Source organism: Planctomicrobium mucosum, from assembly GCF_051466335.1.
Lineage (GTDB): Bacteria > Planctomycetota > Planctomycetia > Planctomycetales > Planctomycetaceae > Planctomicrobium.
In genome coordinates, this window is record NZ_CP195793.1 from 3,831,838 (window position 1) to 3,853,535 (window position 21,698).

A 21,698-nucleotide genomic window follows, 5' to 3' on the forward strand; every position below is an offset into this window, starting at 1 on the left:
TCTCATTTCCTGATTTTAGCTTTCATAGCGGGCGAGTTATTATTCGGAAGCAAGCAAATTGAAGTTAAACGATCATGGTAGCTAATCGACCGATGCTCATGACGAGCACTGTACTTCACCTGAATATCGCACTTGATCGACTCGGACAGGATGAGGAGTTGCTCAGGGAACTGGCAATCTTCTATCTGGAAGATTCGCCGGAACTGCTACGCGAGATTGAATCAGCGGTGTTGTCCCGAGATTTCGAGTCGATTACACGATGCGCTCACAGCCTAAAAGGCCTTTCCTCGAATTTCGACGCAGAGGAAGCCGTTTCGACAGCGTTTGAAGTCGAGAAGTGTGGCCGTCTTCACGATCTTCAAGGGACAGTTGCACGGCTTCCGGAATTGCGACGGACAATGCAGCAGGTCATCGAAGCGCTAAAATTGCAGGTGCTCAACTAGACGCTGGCGTTCCTTGGTGAAGTGCGAATGAGCACACGCGCTTCGACCGCTCTCTATAAGCGGTCCCCAATTGACGCTCGTATTGCCCACAGTCGAGAGAAAGGCAATGGATCTTTCGTCAGCCAGATATCGGTCTGACGCGAACTTCAGCCTGCTCATTCAGACTTGCGAAGCAGCTTGACCGGATCGCCCTGGCTTTGATGACGTCGGCGATCTCTGGCACAGGGACCAAGCCTCCCGCGAGCCGGCGACCGAACAGGTCGAACATCACATCTCCAGCAGATCGATCTGTCGAGAGCACTTCAGTTAGTGACTTCGACGCATGTTGCCAGGAGAGATTCTTCTCTCCGGATAACTCGAGCGATCCGTGTCGGCACTGGACCTTGGCGGAGATGATCGGAAACGCAGACGCCTGCTGGTCGTGAAAATTCAGAACCGCGGTAACGAACTTGCCTTCGCCATCGACACGGCGAAATATCAATGTTGTGCTCTTTCCATCACTCGCAGTTGACACCGCTTGACATTCCGACTGCATGACGTTGACGCACCAATCGATCGCGTTCTCCAGTTGATGGGAATCGAGATTTGTTGCGCACTCTACGACGACTCTCTCAATCGCCCCAACCTGAGTCGCGGTCAATTCTCGCAATCTGAGAGTTGATCGAGCCCAGCGATGCAACATCTCGGGCATAATCAGCACCCGCTTTTCCAGCGATAATTGCTGCAATTCCGCGAGTTGGTGACATTGAAGTCCTGCGAGCGCCTGACTGAGGATCAGAACAGGACGTTCAATTTCTGCCGCCCGAATTATTGGCTCCAGTTCCGTCCAACCGATACTGGCAACGACAATTCCCTGAGTTTTTTTGATCAGCCCAGCCAAGTTTGGGGAACAGGTCGCTTCAAACTCCTGAGCCTGCGATTCCGCAGAAGCCAGACACGTGTCAAAGACCTCCGTCAACCGCACGCGAGGCTGCCTGAGAAGCGAGTTGACGATACCTTTCCCTGAGAGTGAAACTTCTCCCACGAGCCCCAGGTTAAAAACAGTCAAGCCCATTGGTTCGCAAATTACCTTCTGGAATCAGGTCCAAAATTCACAAGTGATATCGCTCCCGAGTACGTTGAAAAACTCTCCAACGGCACCCAACACGCGCGAACTCTGGTCATCGCGACTCCAGACCAGGCCGTCAATACACCATGAATCGAATTCCGAGACAGCACCTTGAAATCGACACAGCAGTGCGGGAGAAACACTCTAAAAATTCGTTTCTACCGCAGTCGATTCCGAAGTTCTACGACCGCAATTGGAACTCACCGGCGTTTCTATTCAGGAAGATGCTACCGGGTTCCCCGGGGAATTCAAAGACTGATCCCCCGATGTTCCGCTTCTGATCGAAACGTGTTCTAACTGCGCAGTTTCTGGCGATTTCCCCAGACTTGATCTCGCGACAATGCAATCCCCAATTTGCGTGATGACTTCCTCAAATTCAGGCTTTCGTTTCTGCAATACGTTCGACAAAATAGCCAACATCAATCCCAGAATTGTATAAGCCTCCCAAAGGGAATTTTATGAGCAACATCATCTGTTTCATTCTCGGTGGAGGAAAAGGAACTCGGCTGATGCCATTAACGGCTGAAAGGTCGAAGCCTGCCGTTCCTTTAGGCGGAAAATACCGCCTCATTGACATCCCGATTTCCAACTGTATCAACAGCGATCTGCGACGGATTTACCTGCTCACCCAGTTCAATTCCGTCAGTCTGCACCGCCACATTCGACAAACATATAACTTCGATGCCTTTACTGGCGGATTTGTTGAAATCCTCGCTGCCGAGCAGACGAACGAGTCGGTAGATTGGTACCAGGGAACAGCCGATGCGGTCCGCAAGCAACTGCGATACCTTCAGCAGCCCGGAGTTGAATATGTGTTGATCCTTTCGGGCGACCAGCTTTATCGAATGGATTATCAGAAGATGCTCGAGACGCATCTGAAGAGCAAAGCAGAGGTAACGATCGCTGCCCTGCCCATCGATCAGGAACTCGCTTCATCCTTTGGAATCATGCGACTGGACGACTCCGGTCGCGTGCAGGGCTTTTTGGAGAAACCAAAAACAGAGAAGGAACTCTCCCAGTTCCGAACTGATCCCGCGTGGATCGAATCGCAAGGGATCCCGTCAAATGGTCGCCAATACCTCGCGAGCATGGGGATTTACCTATTCAATGCGAAAGTTCTGATCGAGGCTCTGGAAAAGACGACGTATCACGATTTTGGAAAAGAGGTCTTTCCGGCATCGATCCGTAGTAAACATGTGCAGACTCACTTGTTCGATGGGTATTGGGAAGACATCGGAACGATCAAGGCCTTCTACGAATGTAACCTCGAACTGGCATCGAAGAATCCACAGTTCGAAATGAACGTTCCCGGCCTTCCGATTTTCACCCGTCCACGATATCTGCCACCATCACGTATCGATGGAGCGAAAATCACTGCCAGCTTGATTTCAGATGGCTGCCTTGTCAGTGAAAACGCGGAGATCGATGAATGCTTGATCGGACTTCGCAGCGTCATCGGTAGCAGATCAACAATTCGACGATCTGTCATGATGGGCGCCGACTTTTACGACGGAGAAGCAGACAGTCATTGCGGCGGAGCCAACTTGCCACCAGTCGGAATCGGCTCCGATTCAATTGTCGAAGGAGCAATTATCGACAAGAACTGTCGCATTGGAAAGAACGTCGTCGTGCGGGCTCCTCAGGCGAATATGCCGGACGGGCAATGCGGCCCAGTGATTATCCGTGATGGCGTGATCGTGATCCCAAAGAACACCGTTCTGCCAGACGGTTGGAAGCTCGACAAAATCGAACCTCGCGATTTCTAGAGCGAAGTGTTCCTCAATCACCCCGAATCCCAGCTTGACTGGCCGATTCAGGCGTGCTTGAAAGAACGATGAGCATTCGTCGGCCGATTCATTCATGCAATGGGTCGGCCGACTTTCTAGACCTGATCTCCACGATCAGGGCCTGTCTGCGAGTCAGTTGTTGATTCTGGATTTGCGGCGAGATCCCTGACCAGCGCAATCGCTTGATCTTTGGTCAGGATCTGCTGATCAAGCTGTGCATTCCGCACGCGAAAGAGCCACTCTTTGAACTGAGGCCCGGATCGATACCCGAGTTCAAGGAGATCGTTTCCGGTCAGCAATGGTACGGGGTGAATCTCGTTCGGCGGAGTCGATTTGAGATACGCATCGAGCCATGCAAATGTCGTGAGGTCTTCGTTTTTCAATTGCGCAAGCGTCCGTTCCAGTTGCAGCAGCTCCGGAAATCCCGGCTCCACCACCAACCGCTTGACTCGGTGAGGCGGAGCTGAATCCAAACCTGAAAACGCTGCTTTATTCTCTGACAACCATGCGATTCGATTGGTTTCATCGTTCGACAATTTGAATCGTCGACAAACTCGACGAACAGTTCCCGACGTCACCGCGTCCCTCGTCGAGTGATCCAACGGCGCCGGAACATCTCTGAGTAACGCCGCCATCGCCGCCTCGAAGGAGACAGTCTTTAATTGATCCAGATGCTGCAGGATCTGACTCCACCGTGCTGGCGATGGGCAGGACTTCTGTTCCACTTCGGGAAGGACCACTCTCAGCAGTCCCAGTTGCTGACATAGCTCCATTGCGGTCGCTCGGGATCGGTCGACCAGCATCTTTCGAAATTCCTGGGAGATCCGTTCAGCGCTGACCATTCGAATCTGGTCAGCCATGCTAACCACAGCAGAAGCGGTTTGCGGATCGAGCGAGAATTCGAACTTGGCCGCGAATCGAACTGCGCGGAGCATCCGCAATTTATCTTCGGTCATTCGGTCGAGAGGCTCGCCGATTGCACGTACGATGCGACGCTTCAAATCTTCCTGGCCACCGACAAAATCGTGCACCTGCCTCGTCATTGGATCGAAGAACATTCCGTTGATCGTAAAATCGCGGCGACTCGCATCTCCTTCCGCAGTACAAAACTCGACAGTTGACGGATGCCTGCCATCGAGATACTCCCCTTCCTTCCGGAAGGTAGCGACTTCGATACTTTCGCCCGATCCTTTTGCCCCGAGCACCACAACGACGCCAAAACTTTCACCGACTGCGAGAGTTCGTTTCGCACCAAACAGATTCCTTACCTGCTCCGGTGTGGCATTGGTTGCAACATCATAATCGTGTGGAATCTCACCGCGAAGTAAATCGCGTACGCACCCACCTGCCCAATACGCGATGAACCCTGCATCAACAAGAGTGCGGACGACCTGAGTGGCAAAATCAGAAGACATTTTCAATCAACACAAAACCAGATCGACGGTGGAAGAATTCAGTAGGCCCACTGTGAAGTTATTGATTCCGGCGTTACATTGACACCTCATTTGAAAGATTGACTTCACGAATTGATTTTCAAAGGCGACTGGCGATGTCGATTGCTGGAAAAACAGTGTTGATTACAGGCGGTGGATCAGGAATCGGAGCAGCCTGTGCGGTCTCTCTCGCTCAGGCTGGCTGCAAAGTCGCAATTTCGGGTCGACGACGTGAGCCATTGGAAAAAGTTGCTGCCAGCTTTTCAGGAACTCCTGCGATCGAAGTGCATCCAGCTGACGCTTCGGTGCGAGAACAAGCCTTTGAACTGGTCGAATGGGCCACTCAGACGCTGGGGCGAATCGATATTCTGCTCAATGCAGCAGGCATCAATACCCCGAAACGGATGATGTCGAATATTTCTCCCGACGACTGGGATAAGGTGATGCAGGTCAACGCGACCAGTGCCTTCAACACCATCTACGCCACGCTGCCCCAGATGCGGGAACGTAAAGACGGAATCATCGTCAACATTTCTTCCGTATCTGGATTGCGAGCGAGCCCATTGGGTGGAGTGGCCTACAACGCATCAAAATTTGCGATGACCGCTCTGGGAACCTGCGTTGGGCACGAAGAACGCAATAACGGAATCCGTGTCACCAATGTGTACCCCGGTGAAGTAGAGACTCCCATCATGGAGTTCCGCCCCGTCATGCCGACTGCGGAACATCGTGCCACAATGCTTCAGCCTGAAGACATTGCAGCGATGGTCCTGTCGATCGTTCAGCTTCCACCACGTGCACACGTCCCCGACATCATCATCAAGCCGACTGTCGCTGAGTTCATCTAATCACAAATCGAACTCAAAAACGCAGGCTCCTTACCTGAGCGGAGAATCACGGACATCAGCGAGAGCTTTTCGCGACGCTGATTGCGGACTTCATCGAATCCCTCAAGGAAATTCGCCTGTTACCAACGGTTCCGGCTGGTGTAGTATCCGCAAGTGCTAGTCAGGGAAACAATACCCTTGCCAGCACTTCCTGCATCCCTATGCCCCATCCGATCAGGGAAGATCGTGTTGTCGCTCGTGCTGAATCTCTGCTATGGCCTTCTCGTGATCCTGGCGTTGCCAATGGTGATCTGGAAGCGGGTTCGCACTGGCAAGTACAAAATTGGATGGGGACAAAAGCTGCTTGGCCGACTCCCCACGTCACAATCCAACGATGAGCGGATCGGTCCACGGATCTGGTTACATGCCGTCAGCGTAGGAGAAGTCCTGCAACTCCGACAGATCGTCGACCATCTACAAGTCTCTCTGCCCGACGTCAGTATTTTCATTTCGACCACGACAGAAACAGGGTACGCGGTCGCCAAAGAGAAATTGACTGGTTGTGATGTCGGTTTCTTTCCACTCGATTTCAGCTGGGCTGTGCGGAACGCACTTCGTCGCGTTCGTCCGGACATGATCGTACTTGTCGAACTGGAGATCTGGCCGAACTTCATTCTGACCGCATCTCGCCTACAGATTCCGCTCGTGCTGATCAACGGGCGATTGAGCGAAAAGAGCTTCAAGGGCTACTCGAAACTCGGTCCATTGATCCGCAGGATTTTTTCCGCATTTACTGCAATCGGTGTCCAGACGGAAGAATATCGCGATCGGTTCTGTGCATTGGGAGCAAATGCACAGACGACTTGCGTCACCGGGTCGATCAAGTTCGATGGAGTTGCAACAAATCCAGCGAATCCTGTCACTTTGGAGCTTCGAAACTGGTTGCAATTTGACGAGTCCTCGCCCATCTTCGTCGCAGGCAGCACGCAGGCGCCTGAGGAACGCTATGCACTCTCCGCTTACCTCGCTCTGATTCAGGAATTTCCATGTCTGCGGATGATCATTGTGCCGCGTCACCCTGAACGTGGTCGCGAACTTGTCGAAATGATTCGACAGAGCGGCGTTTCAGTGCTTCAACGTTCGAGCCGCGAATTGATCAAAGGAAGTTGCGACATTCCAGCGATTGGATTACTCGACACAGTTGGAGAACTCGGAGCATGCTGGGGACTGGCCGACATCGCCTTCGTCGGAGGGAGTTTCACAAACCGAGGTGGACAGAACATGCTCGAACCGGCCGCATTCGGAGCCGCTGTCTGTTTTGGTCCCAACACGTGGAACTTCAAACAGATCGTGGAACTTCTGCTTGCTCAGAATGCATCACGCCGAGTGCAGACGGAAATAGAACTGGAAAACTTTGTCCGTGCGATGCTGACTGATCAGCCGGCGGCAGAAGAGATGGGACGCAAAGCCAAAGAGCTGGTACTCAGCCAAAAGGGAGCGACAGAGCGAACGATCCGCCTTATCCTGAACTCTCTCCCAGCGAATTTCAGTCGTCATCCAAAACAGGTGCAGTAACGTCTGCATCAGTATGATGTCGTAATTCGTGGGAGCAGCAACGCCCCCCTGAATTGTGTCCATTCAGACCGGCCCTGCTCATCCCTGCTCATCCCTGCTCATCGATCGCCTGAACCGGTCTACGCGGCAGAGCGAATCTCACCGTTGTCGCGGACGTCTTCGAACTTCACAGCGATGCGTTTCGACACCCCAGCCTGTTCCATTGTCACCCCATACAGGACGTCGGCAACCGTCATCGTTCGTTTGCGGTGAGTGATGACAACAAATTGAGTCATCGCCACGAACTCTTTAATAACCGTGACGTAGCGGTCGACGTTGGCTTCGTCGAGTGCCGCATCAACTTCGTCAAGAATGCAGTACGGGCTGGGCTTGCTGCGGAACATCGCAAACAACAATCCAACCGCAGTCATGGTCTTTTCTCCGCCGCTCAGCAATGACATTGAACGGAGTTCTTTTCCGGGTGGACGCGCGACGATTTCAATTCCGCATTCGAGCACGTCATCGGTATTTTCCAACAGAATATCCGCGTCACCACCCCCGAAGAGCTTTCGAAACAACTCCTGAAAGTGACCCCGAATGACTTCGAACGTCTCGAGAAAGATTCGCTGACTCTCGTGGTTGATCCGGCGGATGATATCTTCGAGCGATGCCTTGGCTTCCTGCAGATCCTTCAGCTGGTTCGCGAGAGTGGAGTACCGATTTTCCAGGGCTTCCAGATTCTCCAGCGCATCGGTATTGACGTTCCCCATCATCTTCAGTTTTCGGCGAAGGCGATCGACACGTGCTTCAAGCTCCTCTCGCACGTCTTCATAGGATGGCCGAGGAACAGACGACAAATGATGCGAACCTTCTTCTTCAGTTGCAAATCCCTCTTCAATTGGGTGTTGCGATTCCACTTCATCGACGGACCCGTACCGTTCGATGAGAAATGCCCGGTATGCAGACACATCGGAATCGACCAGCGTTTCCAAAGAGATCTGGTATTCTTCCTGAATCCGTTCCGCAAGTGTCGTCAGTTGCATTCGCTGCTTTTGAATCTCGAAATTCAGCGAGTGTTCCTTCTCCTGAATCTTACGACGTGATTGGTAACGAGCCTCTTCCTCTTTGGCGATTTGCGATCTGGCCGCGCGGAGCTGAGCACGTTCATTCGTCAAAGTTCTCGCAAGGGTTGTTGCTTGTTCCAGTGTTAACGCCAGTGAAGCGATTGCTCCTTGAGCATTGAGTACTTCGAAATTCAGACGACGGCGAAGCTGTCGAATCTCCGAGCAGCGTTGAACCAACTCTTCAAGCTGCCGGAGACGCTGTTCCTGATCGCGATTCAATCGCGCCTGAATCTGACGCAACCCGCGTTGACGCTCTTCATGCTGCCCCAACTCCAACTGTTGCGATTTGATTTCAAGCTGCGTCTGATCAAGAAGCCGCTGTAACTCGATGGTTTGAGTCTCGTCTTCATCCAGCTTCTTTCGAAGTTCGCTGATCTGCGAATCACTCAAATTTAGCTGGGCAATTGTATTCGTAGCATCAACCTGAATCGATTCACTACGTTGACGATGCCCATCGAGAACCTGCTGTTGTTCTGCCAGTTCTCGCTCGATTCGCTGCACATCGCTCACTTGACCGGCGAGCTGGGTGGCCCGTTCTGTGGCCACTTGTGAAAGCTGTTTGAGTTGATCTCCGAGCTGATCAAGTTCCCCCGTTCGGGCTTCGTGTTTTTCGCCAAGAATTTCAACTCGCTGGGTCGCGGTTTCAATGTTCCGCTGCAGCTGGTGAATTTCATTCTTGAGCTGTTTGAGCTCGCTCTTCCGAGAGATGATCGATGCCTCGTGCGGCATCGTTCCAACGTGCAGTTGTTGGCCTGTGGAGATGACCTCTCCTTGCAGCGTCACCAATCGCAACGGAATCTGGTGAGCTGCGATCAAGTTCCTCGCGTGTGAGAGCGATTCGACGATCCACGTGTCGCTCAGGACTCGTTCAGCAAGTCCGGTGCATCGTTCTCGCTCCTGAACCAGTCTATCCGCACGCCCGTAAACCCCGGGCAAACCAGTTAAATCAACGTTGTCAATTACGTTGCCGAAGGCGTTGATGTGAGTCGGCTGATCAGCTTCCTCCCCTGCTTCGACCGGACGAATGGAGACAAACCCGACGCGTCCCTCAATCGGAGGCGCACCGAGGTTCAAATAGTCGAGCAATGGCCCCAGATCGCTCATGGCGATCAGTTGTGCTCGATCTCCCAGCGCAGCGTCGATAATCGGAGCCAGGTCCATCGGCACTTCTAGAAGATCCCGAACTGTTCCGAGGATTCGATTCCACGGGGGATAGTGCGAATTTTCTGCCCGATGCAAAATCTCCCGAACCCCGATTGCAATTCCCTCTTGCTTGGACTCGAGCTCTTCCAACACCGTCAAACGGGCTTCAGCCGCACTGCGACGCTCTCGCATGGAAGCCAGCTGTGTTTCAGTCTCTTCTCGTTGCTGAATCGTCTTCCATTGGGCCTGCTGGGCCTCTGTCAGAAGAGAATGTCTAATCTCGAGTGCCGCTTTCGCTTCGGCGAGGTCTGCTTCGTTTTTTGCTTGCAGGGCGCGGCTGTGTTCAAGCTGCTCAATCAAGCTTTGCAATCGAATTTCTTCAAGCTGATAGTTCTGCGCGATCGATTCCGTTTGAGATTCGAGAGCAACCTTCCGTTCATTGAGCTGCAGTTTTTCCTTCTGGATGGTCGCTAATTCGGATCGGCGAAGTTCCAGTTGAGCTCGTCGTTCCTGCGCGAGCTGCCGTAACTGGGTCAGCTGCTCTTCGCGTTCTTTCACTTCTTGTTGCGATGTATGCAGGCTCAGTTCGAATGCGTGTAACTGCTCTGATGTCGTCTCGAGTTCGACCTTTGCCAGTTCCGCCTGCCGTGTCAGCGGATGACGCTGTTGCAGCAGCTTCAGGTAATCTGCTTCAAGTTCATGCAGTCGGGAAGACTGGTGCCGGATTGTCGATTCATTGGCAGCAATTAATTCACGAGCATTGGAAATGCTGCGTTCATGCTGCTGCAACTGTTGATCCAGTTCGACAATCCGTGATTCTGTTTCACGCTTTCGCAGTTCAACTTCTTCGATCTCAATCTGCATCGCAGACTGGGTCGATTCGATCTGCTCCAGTTCGGTGAGCTGAAGATCCAGTTTGTTAGATAACATCCGGCAATCGTCAGCAGCCAATCCTGTCCAGGCAGCCTTCAGCTCATTCGACACTTCGCGGTACTTGGCAGCTTTGCTGGCCTGAGTTCTGGTCGAGTTCAGCTGCGATTCAACCTGATCGACCAGATCGGTGAGACGGAGCAGGTTTTGAGCGACACGTTCCAGTCGACGTTCCGCTTCCACTCGACGCACTTTGAATTTGCTGATTCCAGCCGCTTCTTCAAAGACCGCTCGACGGGCTGTTGGATTCGCCTGCAGAATCTGATCAACGCGGCCTTGTTCAATGATGCTGTAGGCGGCGGTCCCTGCCCCGGTTCCCATAAACAGGTCACGAATGTCCTTCAACCGGACGGGAGCACGATTGAGTAGATATTCGGAATCACCGCTCTGATAGAGCCGACGTCCGATCTGAACTTCTCGAGTATCAATCCCGAAAAGTCCCTGGCTGTTGTCAAAAGTGAGCGTCGCTTCTGCAAAGCCGCTCCCTCGACGCCCAGCCGATCCATTGAAGATGACGTCAGACATTTCCTTGCCGCGCAAACTCTTTGCACTCTGGTCTCCCAGAATCCATTTGATTGCGTCGACAACGTTGCTCTTGCCGCTTCCGTTCGGACCGACAACACAAGTAATCCCCGGCGCGAATTCGAACAGTGTTCGATCAGCGAAGCTCTTGAATCCAAAGAGTTCCAGGGACTTTAACATGTGATTGGAAGCGTGACCTGTACCAGTTTTCGTGTGGTTCCGGTGGATGCCCTCTCGAAATTCGAATGAAAACGACGTTCGAACGGGAGAGGAAAAAATCAGGAACCAAAAAGTAATCGAACTTGAGGAACTTCACGCGGAGTGAGTGAAACGTCCAGCATGCTCGATGCTGGACGTTTTACCTCAAAACACTATTCGCGGAGAGTCGGCTTTTCTGGTTTTGATGGGACTGGCTTAACCTGCTCCTTAATCACCATGTTTTCGGGTGGCTGTTCATCGAACAGGTTCGGCAACAATCCTTCACTGCCGACGGCGACTCCTGAAGGTGAAACGCCCTCATCCTTCGGTTCAGACGTCGTTGAGCCCGCTTTTGGCCGATCATAAATTCGCCCAGATTCGGGGAGTCGGTCAATCGCAATTTGACCGGGGAGATTTCGTTGCCGTTCAGCCTGAATTAGCATTTCGACCACGTCCGGATAATTCGCGCCAAGTTCGCTGCAGGCCCGAATTACATCCACAACACGAGTTGACACTTCCCGTTGTTTGGGTTGCTCGCCCACTGCGATGCGTTTGATGATGACTTTATCACCATGAGCATTATTCTGCAGAATGATTCGGTGGCCGGCACGCAGAACTAGCGGAGTCATGAATTCCTGCTTGTCACCGAACACAACAATTTCCGCTTTCTTAAACCGGGTCAGATGGACCAGCGGTTTGGCTGTTGATTCGATGGGATGAAGCGAGAAGTTGCCTTCGAGTTTCTCGCCCACAATAAACGGGTCGTCTGGAGCCATTGTCGAAAACGCACGGAACGCACCATAACGCGTTTCCACGCTCTCGTTATTCATCAGCTCACGCAGTGCCCCGGCAGCGTCCCCGTCGGTAATCGTCGAGAGTGCTGCTAATGCAAAGACACGGAACGCAGGCTCTTTCTCCGCTGCTTCGTGGAGAACTTTGACACCATCTGTATGTCCGAGATAAGCCAACGCCACTCCAGAGTGGAACCTCGCTTCTAAATCCGGGGAGGAAAGCCCCATCTTGAGTGCAGGAACCGCTTCGGATCCGATCGCTTCCAATTGAAGGGCAGCCCATTCAGACGTCGGACCGAACTGAACTTCATCCTGCAGTTGTTGAATTCGGATATGTCGATCGACAGGGGTCTCGGTGAGCGACATCGACCGGATGCACTGCAGATAACGTGGATAATTGTTCGTGTATCTGTTGTGAACGATGAGATCGAGACGGTTATTCGTCTTAGGGACAGCCAACGGTCGTCGGATTCCATGCTCATTATAATCGTGGAACCGGGTTCCGATTCTGTCTGCAATTTGTCGGGACATACGCACTGTCGCGTAGTCGCTGCGAATTCCGATCGCCAGATCCCGGTTATCACCCAGATAGCGGGCTCCCCCTGGAATTCGGCCCTTTTTATGGGAAACGGCTGATGAATCTGTGTTTTCAGAAAGTGCATCGATCAGAACCGGACCGGACGCAATCGCAATCTGGCGTCCTTCATGGACATGGCCTTCCAGTTTTTGCATCTCCCGCAGGTAACACGGCATCAGCCATCCACCAGCCAGGCTGGTTGCTTCACTTCCATCTGGAAGCACTACTTCAATATCGATCAACTCGTCTTTTTTGCAGATCGGGGGAATGTATGCCTTCACAACAACGAGTGCTGTATTCGGTGAAGCCAGGTAAGCTTGAGGCTCGCTCACTTTGTGTTGACGCAAATCTTCAAGCAACATGGTACGAAGTGCGCTCGCGGGCGGATCTTCTCCAGTTCCATTCAGACGGTCGACCAATCCGACTCCCTGAACAAGAATGTACTCGTTTCCACCAATCTTGATGTAGTCTCCCAATAATTTGGAATGACCATTATCTCCCTTGATGGCAGAGCGCACTTTGGCGTTTCGTGCTTTCTCTTGCGCTGCTTCCTTATCTCCGAAGGAACCAACTTTCATCTCGCTGCAACCAATGCTTATCAGCAGGAGAAGCGAACAGAGTGTGAAGAGGCGTCTTGCCTGCATGGGAATCACATTCCTGAAGGATCTGCACATCATCCTGATGGGCAGCGTCATTCAAATTGAAGGTGGGATTGGGAATTCGGGGGGGAACTTTGAAGTGACTGGCATGGATATCATGAACAGAAAACGGCGAGCAATAGGAAATGAGGTTGGAAGCTGTGAATGCTGCAATATTCACCGATCGCCAGCAATTTTCGCTGAAATCCCTCTCCGAGAACCGGCAATTTCAATTCCTATTGACCCTGAACAAGACACTGTTTTATGTTCCCGATCCTTCCGGTCGTCTTTCATTTGTGCGGTTTCCCGATGACTCCACACTCAACTTCCATTGAGCACAGTTCATCTTCCGAGAATCTTCCAGGATGGAAGTGACCACAACTGAGTGATGAGGTTTCTGCATTTCATGTCTCATGAAGAGATTTGGGCAGACTTCAATACTCACCATGGATTCAATAGGGCGCCTAGCAGGATCACAGGGATGTGGTGTGAACAATGTTTATCTGACGTCGCGACAGAAATTTCTGCGGACGGTCAGCAATTGCTCTGCACGAACTGCGGTCAACCGGTTCGCAAGGTTCTCGCTCCCAGCCTTCACCCTGAAACAAAATCCGCGCGGGAATTTCTGGAGCGATGGGCACGGGAACAACAGTCGCTCGGCACGAAACCTGAGAAGACAGAAGGGCTCCCTAGCAGCGCCGCTGAGACTCAGCCTGTACTGACTCCGGCCCCGACTCCAGTTGAAAAACCCCGATTCGTTGCCTCAGTCGCGGGTCTGTCCCCCGTAACTACTCCAACAACTCCCGCTGAAGAAATCGCCAGAGTCGAGAAGACTGTTCCAGCCGCTGTTGAATCGACTCCCGCTGAATCGGCTCCTAAAAAGAAACTCCGACTGGACAGTCAGCACGATGCTCCTGCTGGACCGATCCCGACTCGAAAAGATCCGCTGCAACGCCCACAAAAACTCGAGAAAGTGATCGCATCCGGAACCGGAGAGTCGACCGCTCCTCAAACTTCGTCAAAGTCGGTCGAGACATCTGCAAAGTCTTCGGATGAACCTATCAGGTCTGAAGCAACACAGACCCGTCGTAAGAAGAAGCGACGGATCGACCAGCCACAGCCTGTGATTCAACCTCCCCACTTCGAACTCAGTTCAGTGGCACCTCAGAAAACCATCTACCCCGGAAAAGCAGAAGCAGTTTGGGGCCAGTTGATGGCGTACTCCGGCGTCGGTCTCCTGACCGTCGGCACCGTCTTTGTGCTGTGGGGATACTTTGGAGAGATCGAACAATACGCATCCACTGGCTGGTTGATGTCAACCGCCGGACAGATGCTCCTGTTGCTGGGAGTCGTCACTCTCATCGGCGGTGGGATGCAGCAGACGACACATGAAGTCTCGCAGCGAATCGAACATCTCGGTGGACGCATTATCAGGATTGAGGAATCAACTGTTCGCATTCTCAATTCCCAACAACCTCGACGAATCAGGAAACGATCTCGACCAGAAAATTCTGGCGACCAGGAAGCAGCGTAAATTTGCAAGCGAATCACTGTCCGTGTGCGGAATTTGAACTGTCTCAAATCAAATATTCCAACGTTCGGAAATTCAGTCTTATCAATTCGTAATGCACTGGTTGAAAGACGTTCCTTCGTTTATCTTGAACGATCGGTCAGTCAGACACCGGAAACACCAGCACCAGTGAGTAGGCAATGACGGGTTACACAGTACACACAGGGTCGAACGACAAGTTTCGCGCCGGTTGGGACGAAATTTTCAAAGCCAAAAAGAAACCCGCATCGTCTGAAAAGAAGTCCGGGGAGAAAAAGCCCGGTAAAGAGACTGGCAAAAAGGGACAGAAGAAATAACACAGCAAGCCATGATGGCTTGACAAAAATATTGACATCGGAGGTCGCTGAACATGCCCATGAATCATCACAACTCAGAAAATCCAACACTTTCCATCGATGGATCAGACGAAGACTACGAAATCATCACCAGTGATGAGGTCGATCGGATTCTGGATGGTCTTGACCAGCTGATTGCTTCCACAAACAGCGAAAACATCCGCTCCACACTGGAAGAAGCGGCTGATGCGATCTTCTCTCTGGTTTATTCAGAAGACGCTGAAGCTGGCATGGAAGACGATCAGGAAGAAGCCGCCTGATACGGTGTAGCGACTGTCGATTATTTCACCCAAGAGACCGCATGTCCCCCGGAAATGCGGTCTCTTGGCTTTTCCTACTGGTTCAAAGTTTGCCAATCATTTACGATGATGTGCGGTAGACTTTGTTGATCGCGGGGTTTCCTGCCAACATAAACATGTCCCTTAACAGCTTACCGTACAGGTTCAAGGAATAGATCTGATGCAGACCTCAGCACTTGATCGACGTGTCGCCTGGCTGGCAGCCGGCATGATTCTCGGAATGGCTGTCGCCTATTATTGTCCCGCGGAACCTGCATACGCAGGAACAGCGGCATCCGGGGACAAATTCTCGATGTGCACCGTCCCGACTCTCGCCCTCAACAGTGAAGCAGTCTTCATCCTCGACGGCGTTTCGGGCCGTCTGATTGGTGGCGGATACAGCACAGCGGCAAACAGAATCGCTCATTCGTGGGCACGCAACCTCGCTCTCGATTTCAAGACCGGAAGCAAAGCGCAGTACGTCATGGTGTCCGGTCAGGCGAATATCGCTCAAGCGGGAGCCGGAGGGGGAGCACAGCCTGCCTCTGGAGTCGTCTACGTCGCTGAATTGACATCCGGGCTTTGCAATATGTACGGCTTTTACTACCCAGCATCGAACGTCGTTCTTCCCACTCAGGAATTGATTCCGATTGGATCCTTCCCGTGGCGGCAGGCGGTCAATTAAACCAATTTCAGTCTCGCTGGTCTTCGCTCAATTTTTCATCCATTCAATCGATTGGTGAGTGCCGCACGCAACAATGTGCGGCTTATTTTTTTATGGACAACGAACTCGAAATCGTGAAACAGCTGGTCCTGACTCCGGAAGTGTTTCATCGCGTCAAAGATGTCTCAGGAACTGAACTGCAGAAGCAAGCTGCGCTACGTGAAGAATTTCCTGCAGCGCTCGTTCGGATGGCGCTCCTTCTGAACGATTTGCGAACCCGGGCACAAGGAAAATTCAGCCGTGCGGAAGAGATGTGGTTTGACCGCACCGGACTGGAACAATCGACAGCAGAGATCGTCGCAAAACACAAAGCGAAGCGATTCTCACAAAGCACTCGTCGCATCTTCGATCTGTGTGGAGGAATCGGATCGGATTCCATCGCAATGGCTTCCACTGGAAGAGACGTGACGCACATTGACCTCTCTCCGGTCATGGGGCATCGTGCATTTCTAAATGCGGCCGTTTACGGCGTGGCTGACAAAGTCAAAATTGAGACTGCAGACGCAACCACTCTCGATTACACAGAAGCACTTGTTCACATTGACCCTGACCGTAGAGCGGGGAAGCAACGGGCACTCAAGCTTGAAGACTACTCCCCGCCATTGGAATTTCTCCTGCAATTGCAGCAACAATCGGCCGGAGGTGCTTTCAAATTGTCTCCTGCGAGCAACTTCGGCGGGAAATTCAACCACTGCGAAATCGAATTAATCTCGCTGGACGGGGAATGTAAAGAAGCCACAGTCTGGTACGGGGAACTGGCGGGAGAGGCTGCGATGCGTGCCACAGTTCTGCCGAGCGGATTCAGTATCGCTGGGAACCCGTGGGAACTCCGCCCACAGGTTGGCCCAATCGGACGATACGTCTACGACCCGGATCCAGCGATTGTTCGAGCAGGACTTCTCGACCTGCTTGTCGAACAACTTCCAATCCACCGCATGGACGATGCCGAAGAGTACCTGACGAGCGATGAGTTGATCGATTGCCCAGCCGTCACAGCCTTTGAAGTGCTGGAGAATCTCCCCAACAACGAACGTGGGTATCGCATCGCCATCCGAGCACGCGGGTACGGCGATGTGGAAGTGAAGTCGCGTCATATTCCGACCGACGCTCAGGCAATCCATCGCAAGATGAATCTCACAGGAGCTGGAAGAGCGACCCTGATGATTGCAAAAGTACTCGGGAAATCCCGGGCGCTGATCTGCAATCGTGTACTAAAACAGGCGTGAATTCATTACGAACTCTGGGTCGCGATCCAGGACGATGCAAAAAGAGCATGCCCGGCGATCTCCGAGAAAGTTGGCGTCCTTGCCGATATCCATCCATGTAAACCGAGTGTGGGGCTCGAGAGTGTTGAGTCACTTTCTCTTCCTTCGCCGGACATGTGCATTGAGTCCGACAGTGGGAATTCAAAGATTGAAAGCACTTCAATTAGCAGCGACGTCCCAACACAGTCGCGGGGCCGGTCAGCTGGAGAGATCGCACTTCAATCGATTTCGATCAACACTGCGTTGCACTTGCAAAGCAGTTCGGCGCTCTAGCATTCTTTACTGCTAATTTGATAACTGCTTGAAGAGTTCTCCGAACTCCGGCATGTCATTCTTGAGCTGTTCCATCCAGGCAGCAGGCTGCCAGATTTCGACACAAATCACCGCACCGACAACGATTACTTCTCCCCCCTTCTCGACTCCCAAAAATTCGCGGAAACCTTCCGGAATCAATAATCGGGATCTGTTTGCGAGAGTGACATCAACACTGCGTGTTGAAAGAAGCCGGCCGAGCCGTTGGACGTCGGTCCATCTCTGTTCCATACGTCCGGCACGGATCTTTTCGCGAATCAACGACACTCCGTCGTTCATCCGCTGACGCCAGTTGCCTGCTTGCCACAGGCTGAGACACCCATAACGTTCCTTCGCCAGGATGGTCTCACCAGCATCGTCTGTCACCCCGGTAGCAAACTCGGTGGGGAGAGTCAGTCGAAATCGGTCGTCCAATGCACGACGAAATTCTCCATTCAGAAATGATTGAGAGAGCTCGGGCATGTGGACACATTGAGTGAGTTCGGTTCACGAAAGTGAATTTGAGTCTATTGGGTTGAATTCCCACTTGCAAATGTTTTCAAAGAGCGATTTGGGCGTCTATCCCACTTGAGCACGATATTACTCTGCGGGCCGAGATGGTCAATCCGGTTGAGCTGATTTTGACGGATTTCAGATGAACTTTTCGTAAGTCCAATCGCTGCAGAAATGAACAAAATTCAATCGCACGGAACGGTATAATTGCACTTCTCCAGGGATGAAGCGGACAAGCAACCGCGAATTGTCGCGTATTCGATGCCCTCAGAGCATGTCCTTCATTGTGAAGGCTCGTCACAATAAGATGCTGGCACGCCGTCCCGCTGGTGTGATGGCAGCCGAGTTTCAACAAGAAGGTTGCAGTAGCTGCTCCGATGCCTGATTCACCGTTCAATACGATGTGGCTGCAGCCGCGAGCCACCATTCGCCAACTCATCGAGACCGATCCAACTCGTCATGTGTTGCTGTTGGCAGCCCTCAGCGGAATTTCAGAATTCCTGAACCGATGCGCGTCGCTGCACATTGGCGACATTGAGAAGATTACTCAGCAGTCGATTGTCCTGGGTGCTGGTCTGTTGGGACCAATTGCCGGGCTGTTGAGTCTGTATATCACGGCGTTCCTGATTCGATTCACAGGACGCCTCTTCAGCGGCGTTGCAACGACAGCTCAACTGCGAGCAGCCCTCGCTTGGGGATCGCTCCCGAATATCTTCACCCTGCTTTTGTGGGGATTGCTGCTCAACAACTTTGGAAAAGATCTCTTCGTAAGCGGAGGGTTCAAAGGAGAGTACACCGCTTTCCAGCTCAATCTGTTCCAGACGTCGCTGACAATCATGGCGATCTGCAACGTCTGGGGAATCATTCTGATCAGTAAGTCGGTCGCTGAAGTTCAGGGCTATCGGTCCGCCTGCGCAGGTTTGGCAAACATCATCCTTGGCATTTGTCTGCTGGCAGTCCCGATGCTCATCATCACGATGCTGATTCTGGGTCCTCCCCCCGCCGCAATCCCAGGCCCGACAGCTTGAGCTCCCCGCGAGAGTCTCAAGAGAGCATTGCCACGTGCGACAGAAGCCTGCAACGTGGCAACGCAGGTTTGGCTATCACACGTGTGCAGCTACAATCGCGTCAAAAATTCCCTGCCAAGTATATTCCTGCGCGACAGCCGAGATAAGAAGCCCTTCCGCTTGGCCCGCTGCCTCGGTGACAGGGCTGATGGCAGCAAACTTCACGCGGCTTCGCTGTTGGTAGTCCAGCAGTCTCGCGATGTTGACAGCGATCGTCGGGCTACTCAGAGCGATCCAAGTGAGTTCCCCTTCAGAAATTTGTCTCAGTACGTCTTCCGGAAACGACTCCAAATCGACGTGCTGATAGACGACGAGGCTCTCAAACTGCGCTCCGGCAGCCTTCAACTGCTGCGGAATCACTTCGCGCCCACGACTTGCCCGAGCCCAAAGAACTCGCTTCCCCTTCACATGGGGTTCGAGAGCAGTCGCCAATGCCTCACCGCGATAGCTCGTTGGAACCAGATCTGCGCGAAGTTGATGGTGTCGAAGACGTTCAGCTGTCGCTGGCCCAATGGCAGCCAACTTCACTCCAGCCAGGACTCTCGCATCACTTCCTCGATCCCAGATTCGATTGAGAAACGCATCAACTCCATTCACGCTCGTAAAAATCAGCCAGTCATAGGACTGAATGTGATCGATTGCGTGATCGACTTCAGTCCAGTCCTCGATTGGGCGAATCTCGATCGTTGGCATGAGCACTGGATGTGCTCCGAGATCCATCGCCATCTCAGCTGCGCCATCGAGATGTCCCTCTGGGCGTGTAATTCCAATTGCAGTACCAAACAGCGGCAAGTGCTCGAACCAGTTGATCTGACCGCGAAGTGAAACGCATTCACCGACGATAATCAGCGACGGAGCACTGAGTCTGCTGGATTCAACGAGAGCTGCGATGTTCTCAAGCGTTCCAGTAACTGTCTTTTGAAGCGGAGTGCTGGCCCGTGAAATGACAGCTACCGGTGTGGACTGTGCTTTTCCATTTGCAAGCAATGCTGCAGTAATGTTGCGAATCCGATGAAGTCCCATATAGAAGACAAGTGTTCCGGGAAACTTCGCCAACTCTTGATAGTCGAGTGCAGATTCCGGCTTTGTCGGGTCTTCATGTCCAGTGATAAACGCGACAGCGGATGCGAATTCACGATGCGTGAGAGAAATGCCGGTATACGCCCCTGCGCCAGTGGCCGCAGTTACGCCCGGAACGACTTCGAATGGAATCCCAGCCTTTCGGAGTGCAGCAGCCTCTTCACTTCCACGCCCAAAGATAAACGGGTCGCCTCCCTTGAGTCGAACTACAGTCTTTCCCGTGAGAGCCTCCGCGATGAGTTGCCGGTTGATCTCAGCCTGATCCAGTCGACGGTTCGCGCCGTCCCCTACACGACACGTTCGACCAGCCAGAGCGTGAGTGTGCCTTAAAATTAATGGATTGACGAGACCGTCATAAAGCACCAGATCTGCTTCAGCAAGACAGCGTTGCCCCTTGAGTGTCAGCAGTCCGGGATCCCCCGGACCAGCTCCAACCAGATACACTTTCCCGGGTTTCACAGCGTTAGTCATTGATGAATCGTTGGTCGTTATTCGGTGAATTGATTCGGCGTATTAAATGAGGATAGCCCTCTACGTGACGCAGAGGGCTTTCCAGTTGACGCATCAACGAGGTCGACCTATCTGGTCAACTCGCCTTCCCAGCGTGACTTCATGAACTCGAGTCCCTTTGTCGCAAGGTACTCTTCATTCGGGAACATCTTACGCCAGATCTTGGTGGCTGCTGCAATTGCAGGAAGCGCGTTCCCGAACGCCTCGATGACGAACCAGCCATCATAGTCGATTCGTCGCAACGCTTCGAATGAAGCGTCCCAATTGACCTGACCTTCACCGGGGGTGGAACGGTCGTTTTCCGAAATATGAACATGGACCAGCTGATCTTTGCACGATTCGAGCGCAGCAAAGGGATCTTTTTCTTCGATCTGAGCGTGGAATGTGTCGTACATCATCTTCAGGTTTGGATGATTGACTTCACGGCAGAATCGAGCGTTATCTTCAGAACTATTCAGGAAGTAACACTCAAATCGGTTCAGGTTTTCGACAACGAGAGTCACGTTGTTGGCCTGAGCGTAATCAGCTGCCTGGGCCAGGGTTTCCTGTCCCCATTTCCATTCATCCGCTGTCGGGCCAGTGCCGGAGAATGTCCCGATTGCTGAGTGAATCGGACCGCACAGGTGTGTCGATCCCGCCGCAGTGCACATATCGACTGCTTTTTTCAGTCGAGCAATCGCAGCCTTGCGAATCGAAGCATCCGGGGAAATTGGGTTTTCTTCATCCGTGCAGATAGTGACCGCGGTGCTTTCCAGTCCGAGTTCCGCCAGCTTTTTCCCCATTTTCTGATATTGGGGCAACTGCATATCGAAGATGGGGAGCTCGACGCCGTCGTAGCCCCAACCTTTGATTTTTTCGAGTGTTGGGAAGATGGCCTCATCCGCACTTGTTGTCCAAAGCAACAGGTTTAACCCGTATTTCATCGCCTCACTCCAAAGGGGCATTCGCTGCCAAACAGACTTCGAAAACAACTCCCGAATTTCGTCTTTC

17 protein-coding genes are annotated in these 21,698 nt (G+C 52.5%); 10 read left to right on the plus strand and 7 right to left on the minus strand.

What is annotated here, in order from left to right:
• Positions 1–74: 74 nt before the first annotated feature.
• The gene (locus SH668x_RS15245; RefSeq protein WP_437185923.1) at positions 75–443 is read left to right on the plus strand and encodes an Hpt domain-containing protein; all 369 of its coding nucleotides are present in this window, start codon (positions 75–77) and stop codon (positions 441–443) included.
• 118 nt (positions 444–561) lie between these two features.
• Here SH668x_RS15245 and SH668x_RS15250 read toward each other — a convergent pair whose 3' ends face one another.
• A complete protein-coding gene (locus tag SH668x_RS15250; protein ID WP_437185924.1) occupies positions 562–1,497 on the minus strand; it encodes a hypothetical protein in 936 nt (311 codons plus the stop codon).
• Between the two features lie 512 nt (positions 1,498–2,009).
• Between SH668x_RS15250 and SH668x_RS15255 the strand changes: the two genes are divergently transcribed.
• Positions 2,010–3,317, plus strand: a complete 1,308-nt coding sequence (locus SH668x_RS15255) for a glucose-1-phosphate adenylyltransferase (protein ID WP_437185925.1) — start codon at positions 2,010–2,012, stop codon at positions 3,315–3,317.
• A 116-nt stretch (positions 3,318–3,433) separates the two neighbouring features.
• Here SH668x_RS15255 and SH668x_RS15260 read toward each other — a convergent pair whose 3' ends face one another.
• Positions 3,434–4,753, minus strand: a complete 1,320-nt coding sequence (locus SH668x_RS15260) for a CCA tRNA nucleotidyltransferase (RefSeq protein WP_437185926.1) — start codon at positions 4,751–4,753, stop codon at positions 3,434–3,436.
• 134 nt (positions 4,754–4,887) lie between these two features.
• Between SH668x_RS15260 and SH668x_RS15265 the strand changes: the two genes are divergently transcribed.
• Entirely contained in the window at positions 4,888–5,619 is a 732-nt protein-coding gene (locus SH668x_RS15265; RefSeq protein ID WP_437185927.1) for an SDR family oxidoreductase, read from the plus strand.
• A gap of 177 nt (positions 5,620–5,796) precedes the next feature.
• Positions 5,797–7,173 carry a 3-deoxy-D-manno-octulosonic acid transferase gene (locus SH668x_RS15270; RefSeq protein WP_437185928.1) on the plus strand — a complete coding sequence of 459 codons (1,377 nt, stop codon included), beginning with the start codon at positions 5,797–5,799 and terminating at the stop codon, positions 7,171–7,173.
• Between the two features lie 119 nt (positions 7,174–7,292).
• Here the strand turns inward: SH668x_RS15270 and smc are convergent, their stop codons facing one another.
• Positions 7,293–11,051, minus strand: coding sequence for a chromosome segregation protein SMC (gene smc, locus SH668x_RS15275; protein ID WP_437185929.1), 3,759 nt, complete (start codon positions 11,049–11,051; stop codon positions 7,293–7,295).
• A 191-nt stretch (positions 11,052–11,242) separates the two neighbouring features.
• Positions 11,243–13,015 carry a flagellar basal body P-ring protein FlgI gene (locus tag SH668x_RS15280; protein ID WP_437185930.1) on the minus strand — a complete coding sequence of 591 codons (1,773 nt, stop codon included), beginning with the start codon at positions 13,013–13,015 and terminating at the stop codon, positions 11,243–11,245.
• A 541-nt stretch (positions 13,016–13,556) separates the two neighbouring features.
• Here SH668x_RS15280 and SH668x_RS15285 point away from each other — a divergent pair.
• The 5 genes from SH668x_RS15285 (at position 13,557) to SH668x_RS15305 (ending at position 17,208) form a co-directional block, all read left to right on the plus strand.
• Entirely contained in the window at positions 13,557–14,609 is a 1,053-nt protein-coding gene (locus SH668x_RS15285) for a hypothetical protein (RefSeq protein ID WP_437185931.1), read from the plus strand.
• 176 nt (positions 14,610–14,785) lie between these two features.
• Positions 14,786–14,941 carry a hypothetical protein gene (locus SH668x_RS15290; RefSeq protein ID WP_437185932.1) on the plus strand — a complete coding sequence of 52 codons (156 nt, stop codon included), beginning with the start codon at positions 14,786–14,788 and terminating at the stop codon, positions 14,939–14,941.
• 53 nt (positions 14,942–14,994) lie between these two features.
• Entirely contained in the window at positions 14,995–15,240 is a 246-nt protein-coding gene (locus SH668x_RS15295) for a hypothetical protein (protein ID WP_437185933.1), read from the plus strand.
• Positions 15,241–15,439: 199 nt separating this feature from the next.
• Entirely contained in the window at positions 15,440–15,943 is a 504-nt protein-coding gene (locus SH668x_RS15300; RefSeq protein WP_437185934.1) for a hypothetical protein, read from the plus strand.
• 92 nt (positions 15,944–16,035) lie between these two features.
• Entirely contained in the window at positions 16,036–17,208 is a 1,173-nt protein-coding gene (locus tag SH668x_RS15305; RefSeq protein ID WP_437185935.1) for a THUMP-like domain-containing protein, read from the plus strand.
• Positions 17,209–17,532: 324 nt separating this feature from the next.
• Here the strand turns inward: SH668x_RS15305 and SH668x_RS15310 are convergent, their stop codons facing one another.
• Positions 17,533–18,021, minus strand: coding sequence for a division/cell wall cluster transcriptional repressor MraZ (locus SH668x_RS15310; RefSeq protein WP_437185936.1), 489 nt, complete (start codon positions 18,019–18,021; stop codon positions 17,533–17,535).
• Positions 18,022–18,428: 407 nt separating this feature from the next.
• On the opposite strand from SH668x_RS15310, the gene SH668x_RS15315 reads away from it, so the two are divergent.
• On the plus strand, positions 18,429–19,079 hold the full coding sequence (locus SH668x_RS15315; RefSeq protein ID WP_437185937.1) for a YIP1 family protein: 651 nt from the start codon (positions 18,429–18,431) through the stop codon (positions 19,077–19,079).
• 75 nt (positions 19,080–19,154) lie between these two features.
• Here the strand turns inward: SH668x_RS15315 and cobA are convergent, their stop codons facing one another.
• Both cobA and SH668x_RS15325 read right to left on the minus strand, forming a co-directional pair.
• Positions 19,155–20,669, minus strand: coding sequence for a uroporphyrinogen-III C-methyltransferase (gene cobA, locus SH668x_RS15320; protein WP_437185938.1), 1,515 nt, complete (start codon positions 20,667–20,669; stop codon positions 19,155–19,157).
• Between the two features lie 107 nt (positions 20,670–20,776).
• Complete coding sequence (locus SH668x_RS15325; protein ID WP_437185939.1) at positions 20,777–21,631, minus strand: sugar phosphate isomerase/epimerase family protein; 855 nt, start codon at positions 21,629–21,631, stop codon at positions 20,777–20,779.
• Between the last annotated feature and the right edge of the window lie 67 nt (positions 21,632–21,698).

Bases quoted from the DNA above. Each gene is read 5' to 3' on its own strand.
- SH668x_RS15245 (WP_437185923.1), top strand. From the start codon at position 75: ATGGTAGCTAATCGACCGATGCTCATGACGAGCACTGTACTTCACCTG.
- SH668x_RS15250 (WP_437185924.1), bottom strand. From the start codon at position 1,497: ATGGGCTTGACTGTTTTTAACCTGGGGCTCGTGGGAGAAGTTTCACTC.
- SH668x_RS15255 (WP_437185925.1), top strand. From the start codon at position 2,010: ATGAGCAACATCATCTGTTTCATTCTCGGTGGAGGAAAAGGAACTCGG.
- SH668x_RS15260 (WP_437185926.1), bottom strand. From the start codon at position 4,753: ATGTCTTCTGATTTTGCCACTCAGGTCGTCCGCACTCTTGTTGATGCA.
- SH668x_RS15265 (WP_437185927.1), top strand. From the start codon at position 4,888: ATGTCGATTGCTGGAAAAACAGTGTTGATTACAGGCGGTGGATCAGGA.
- smc (WP_437185929.1), bottom strand. From the start codon at position 11,051: ATGTTAAAGTCCCTGGAACTCTTTGGATTCAAGAGCTTCGCTGATCGA.
- SH668x_RS15280 (WP_437185930.1), bottom strand. From the start codon at position 13,015: ATGAAAGTTGGTTCCTTCGGAGATAAGGAAGCAGCGCAAGAGAAAGCA.
- SH668x_RS15285 (WP_437185931.1), top strand. From the start codon at position 13,557: ATGTGGTGTGAACAATGTTTATCTGACGTCGCGACAGAAATTTCTGCG.
- SH668x_RS15290 (WP_437185932.1), top strand. From the start codon at position 14,786: ATGACGGGTTACACAGTACACACAGGGTCGAACGACAAGTTTCGCGCC.
- SH668x_RS15295 (WP_437185933.1), top strand. From the start codon at position 14,995: ATGCCCATGAATCATCACAACTCAGAAAATCCAACACTTTCCATCGAT.
- SH668x_RS15300 (WP_437185934.1), top strand. From the start codon at position 15,440: ATGCAGACCTCAGCACTTGATCGACGTGTCGCCTGGCTGGCAGCCGGC.
- SH668x_RS15305 (WP_437185935.1), top strand. From the start codon at position 16,036: ATGGACAACGAACTCGAAATCGTGAAACAGCTGGTCCTGACTCCGGAA.
- SH668x_RS15310 (WP_437185936.1), bottom strand. From the start codon at position 18,021: ATGCCCGAGCTCTCTCAATCATTTCTGAATGGAGAATTTCGTCGTGCA.
- SH668x_RS15315 (WP_437185937.1), top strand. From the start codon at position 18,429: ATGCCTGATTCACCGTTCAATACGATGTGGCTGCAGCCGCGAGCCACC.
- cobA (WP_437185938.1), bottom strand. From the start codon at position 20,669: ATGACTAACGCTGTGAAACCCGGGAAAGTGTATCTGGTTGGAGCTGGT.
- SH668x_RS15325 (WP_437185939.1), bottom strand. From the start codon at position 21,631: ATGAAATACGGGTTAAACCTGTTGCTTTGGACAACAAGTGCGGATGAG.